The organism is Limnobacter sp. CACIAM 66H1, assembly GCF_001601825.1.
Lineage (GTDB): Bacteria > Pseudomonadota > Gammaproteobacteria > Burkholderiales > Burkholderiaceae_B > Limnobacter.
In genome coordinates this window covers 1-3,585 of the sequence record NZ_LUJK01000095.1, presented here as the reverse complement: position 1 = coordinate 3,585, position 3,585 = coordinate 1, and the positions used below count along the sequence as shown (strand labels likewise).

5 protein-coding genes are annotated in these 3,585 nt (G+C 54.8%); 3 read left to right on the top strand and 2 right to left on the bottom strand.

The features are described from left to right. The coding region (gene bcsG, locus A0129_RS15555) for a cellulose biosynthesis protein BcsG (protein ID WP_291716298.1) at positions 1-462 on the top strand (462 nt) is incomplete at its 5' end. Between the two features lie 17 nt (positions 463-479). Continuing rightward, entirely contained in the window at positions 480-689 is a 210-nt protein-coding gene (gene bcsR / locus A0129_RS15550; RefSeq protein ID WP_291716297.1) for a BcsR/BcsP family cellulose biosynthesis protein, read from the top strand. A 3-nt stretch (positions 690-692) separates the two neighbouring features. Here the strand turns inward: bcsR and A0129_RS15545 are convergent, their stop codons facing one another. Together A0129_RS15545 and A0129_RS15540 are read right to left on the bottom strand one after the other, a co-directional pair. Beyond that, a complete protein-coding gene (locus A0129_RS15545) occupies positions 693-2,105 on the bottom strand; it encodes a wax ester/triacylglycerol synthase family O-acyltransferase (protein WP_291716296.1) in 1,413 nt (470 codons plus the stop codon). Positions 2,106-2,191: 86 nt separating this feature from the next. After that, entirely contained in the window at positions 2,192-2,995 is an 804-nt protein-coding gene (locus A0129_RS15540; protein WP_291716295.1) for a crotonase/enoyl-CoA hydratase family protein, read from the bottom strand. Positions 2,996-3,049: 54 nt separating this feature from the next. Between A0129_RS15540 and A0129_RS15535 the strand changes: the two genes are divergently transcribed. Continuing rightward, a partial coding sequence (locus A0129_RS15535) for a thermonuclease family protein (RefSeq protein ID WP_291716294.1) occupies positions 3,050-3,585 on the top strand: 536 nt, incomplete at its 3' end.

The following is a 3,585-nucleotide window of genomic DNA, read 5'->3' as shown; positions in this document are numbered from 1 at the left end:
CGGATGTTGAATGACATTCAATCCGTACTTGGGGAAATTCGACGCAGCGAACGCAAAGCGTTGGTGGTGGTGGTACCCGAACACGGCGCTGGATTAACTGGTGAATTTGGACAACTGGTGGGCCTGCGTGAATTGCCAACCCCCGCCATCACCAAAGTGCCTGTATTTGGCTACTGGATTGCGCCTGGTTATGCACCCGCGAGCACGGGGCCGGTGACAGTGAAACAATCCGTCAGCTACACGGCGCTCAGTGAACTCTTCTCTCGCTGGCTGGCACAGACAGCCGAGCAACAGCAAAAACCTGCATGGCCAGTGCTGCTTAGCGATCTGCCCGATACCCGATTTGTATCCCAACAAGGCAACATCACTGTAATGGAAAGTCAGGGATCGTATTGGATCAAAGCCCCAGGTGCCGCATGGAAAATACTGGGTCCGGTTCAAACCATTGCAGCATCGAACTGAGGGGGGCTTGATCAACCATGGCACAATTTGACCCCAATTCACCGCCCGCCTTGTTCATGCCACCCGCAGACATGGCACATGACATTTATGCGCTCAGCGCCCAGCTTGAAGGTTTTGACCACAACATGTACCAAGACATTCAACAGGACCAAGCGGTATACGACTCATTCCAGCGCTGGCCCTTCTTGTTTGGCTTTGCAATGGCTTCCCGTTTTAGCGAGGACTGAACCTCAAGCCGCGTTGCGCTTTTTCAAGTTGGCTTTGGCTTCCTTGGCTGCCGCCTCCTCCAGCTCGACCAGGCCGTCTTCGAGAAACTGCAACAGTCTCTGCATCGAGGGCATGGTTCTGCGACACGCCACCAAGCCGAATTCAAGCTTGCCGGCATAGCTGTTCAAGGTGATGTTCAAAGCCTGACCGTCGAGCAACAGCGACACCGGGTACACCCCGTCCACTTCTGCACCGTTGAAATACAGGGTGTGTTTGGGGCCGGGTACATTCGAAATCACAATGTTGAAAGCCTGTAACTTGGGTGCCAAACCGGTCAGCATGTTGAACCCGCTAATGCCCATCATGGTGGCCACGTAGTTCATGATTTCAGTTTGATTCATGCTGGCAAACCGTTCTTTGGAATGGTTCACTGAACGTGCAATGGTTTCAATCCGTTCCACGGGATCTTCGGTGTCAGTGGCCAAATTGGCCAACAACAGCGCCACGTGATTACCCGTGGCAGTGTCGTCTTTGCGAAGCGATACTGGCACCATTGCCACCAAAGGGCGGGCGGGCAATGCGTTCAATTCGCTCAAATAAGAACGCAAGGCCGAGCCACACATGGCCAGTACCACGTCGTTCAACGTCATGTTCAGGCCGGTCGCACAGGCCTTGATTCTCTCCATGGACCACGACTGGGCGGCGACCCTGCGTGAGGCCGTGATACGGCGGTTCAACACGCTGCGTGGCGCTTGAATGACCGACACGAAATCTGGATCAGCAACACTGGTTTGCCACAAGGATCGTCCGACTTCTTTCACCACCTTGGGCAGACTGAACAGTTGGGTTTTCGCAGTGTCCAGCACTTGGCCCAGCATGGTCACCAAACCTTCCGATGCCTCGGAACGGTGAACCGAGCCACGCAAATTCGGGTTGGCCCACAGCGGCGGAATGTCCATGATCTCTGGGTTATCGGCCATGGAACGCTGCAACATTTTCATGCAGGCCACACCATCCACCAACGCATGGTGCACCTTGGTGTACAAAGCCACTCGACCATCTTCAAGACCATCGATGACATAGGCTTCCCACAGGGGCTTTGCGCGGTCCAGTGGCGCGGCATGCAGCTTTGAAGTTAACTCCAGCAATTCACGAATGCGGCCCGGCTTGGGCAGCGACAAATGAATGAAGTGTGCCTCCAGGTCAAACTCATCGTCCTCCACCCAAAACCACATTCCCAATCGCGACTTCAAACGCAAACTGAAAGGTGCCACCGGCTGGGTGTACGTGCGCATGTCGGCCACCACCTTGTGTACATAATCGATTGTGCTCTGGCCCTTGGGTGGTTTCAGCAGCACCAACCCACCCACGTGCATGGGTTGGTTGCGGCGCTCCAGCCACAAGAACAATTGGTCATTGGGGGTCAGGGCCTTCATGGGTATGTCTCCGTGTTGTGTTTTTTATTCCCGAATCTGTTGTTACTGCATGAAGTGCGCCGCTGGATGCGGCACACCCCGAGATTTCAACGAATTTGTCGTTTGGCAAACGGCATGGTGGGTTGCTTGCTGTTTTTCACAACCGAAATACGCTGGTTTTTAAAGCCAAGAACCCGGCGCTGCCAGCGGCGTTCCTGGGTCAAATGCGCCGCTTCGTCAATACCAAAAATCCGTTGCAACATGAACTTGCTTGCCGCCACAGAATCGGGGGAGCGGGTCAAAATTTCCTGCACCAAGGCCTGCACCTTGTCCTCGGGATTCTCCACCACATGCGTCACCAAGCCCAGCTCCTTGGCTTGCAAACCACTGAGCACGCGGCCCGTCATGGTCAACTCTTTGGCCACATCCACCGGCAACAATTCACGCACCAGCGCTGCACCGCCCATGTCGGGCACAAGCCCCCATTTGGCTTCCAGAATGGACAATTGTGAATCGGGGGTGCACACGCGAATGTCTGCGCCCATCGCGAATTGAATGCCGGCGCCAAAGCAATTGCCATGAATCTGAGCAATTACTGGAACGCCCAGGTCACGCCAACCCATACTCCAGGTCTGGAAAATATTGCGCATGGGCAACCACAGGTTGGCGTACATGATCAAACCGGTTTTCGGGTTGCTCATCACCGATTTCACATCCAGCCCCGCACAAAAAGACGGGCCTTCGCCTTTCAAAATGACTGCGCGCAGCGTGGGGTGTTTGGCAAGTGTTCGCTGCACTTTGCGCACTTCCTTGAGCATGGCCCAGTCCACGCCATTGTGTTTGTCGGGGCGGTTCAAGGCCACGGTGGCCACAGTGTTGTCGCTGTTGAACTGCAGGTTGACTCTGTCCATGTTACTCTCGGCTGTTTTATAAAATCGTGATTTGGCTCGCTAGCCATCTTAACCTTGAACATTCTCAAACCCAATATGATCTTTAAAGTGTTGGCTCTGGTTTTGGCCCTGTTAGGCTATTACGTGAGCCCCTACGGCCCAAACATTGGCATTGGTGGCCCCATTGACTCAGAAAGTCAGAACCAGCCCGGCCCGGCAACCTCGGGCAGCTTTTACATGGCCACAGTGACCCGTGTGGCCGACGGTGACACCATGACTGTGCGCAACCGCGACGGCGCCACCCACAAAATCCGTATGCACGCAGTGGACGCACCTGAATTAAATCAGGCCGGTGGTGAACAATCACGGCGCTGGCTCACCGAGCAGGTGTTGAATCAAAACGTGAAGATCGTGGTCAACAACACCGATCGCTACAAACGGCAAGTGGCCAAAGTGGTGTTGCCCCTCGAAGGTTGCCAGCAACGTTTCTGTGACGGCGAAACCGACATCAACCTGAAAGCCATCGAAAACGGGCATGCCTGGTGGTACAGGGAATTTGCGCGCACTCAAAGCAGTGAAGACCGTGTGCTTTACGAGACCGCCGAAGATGA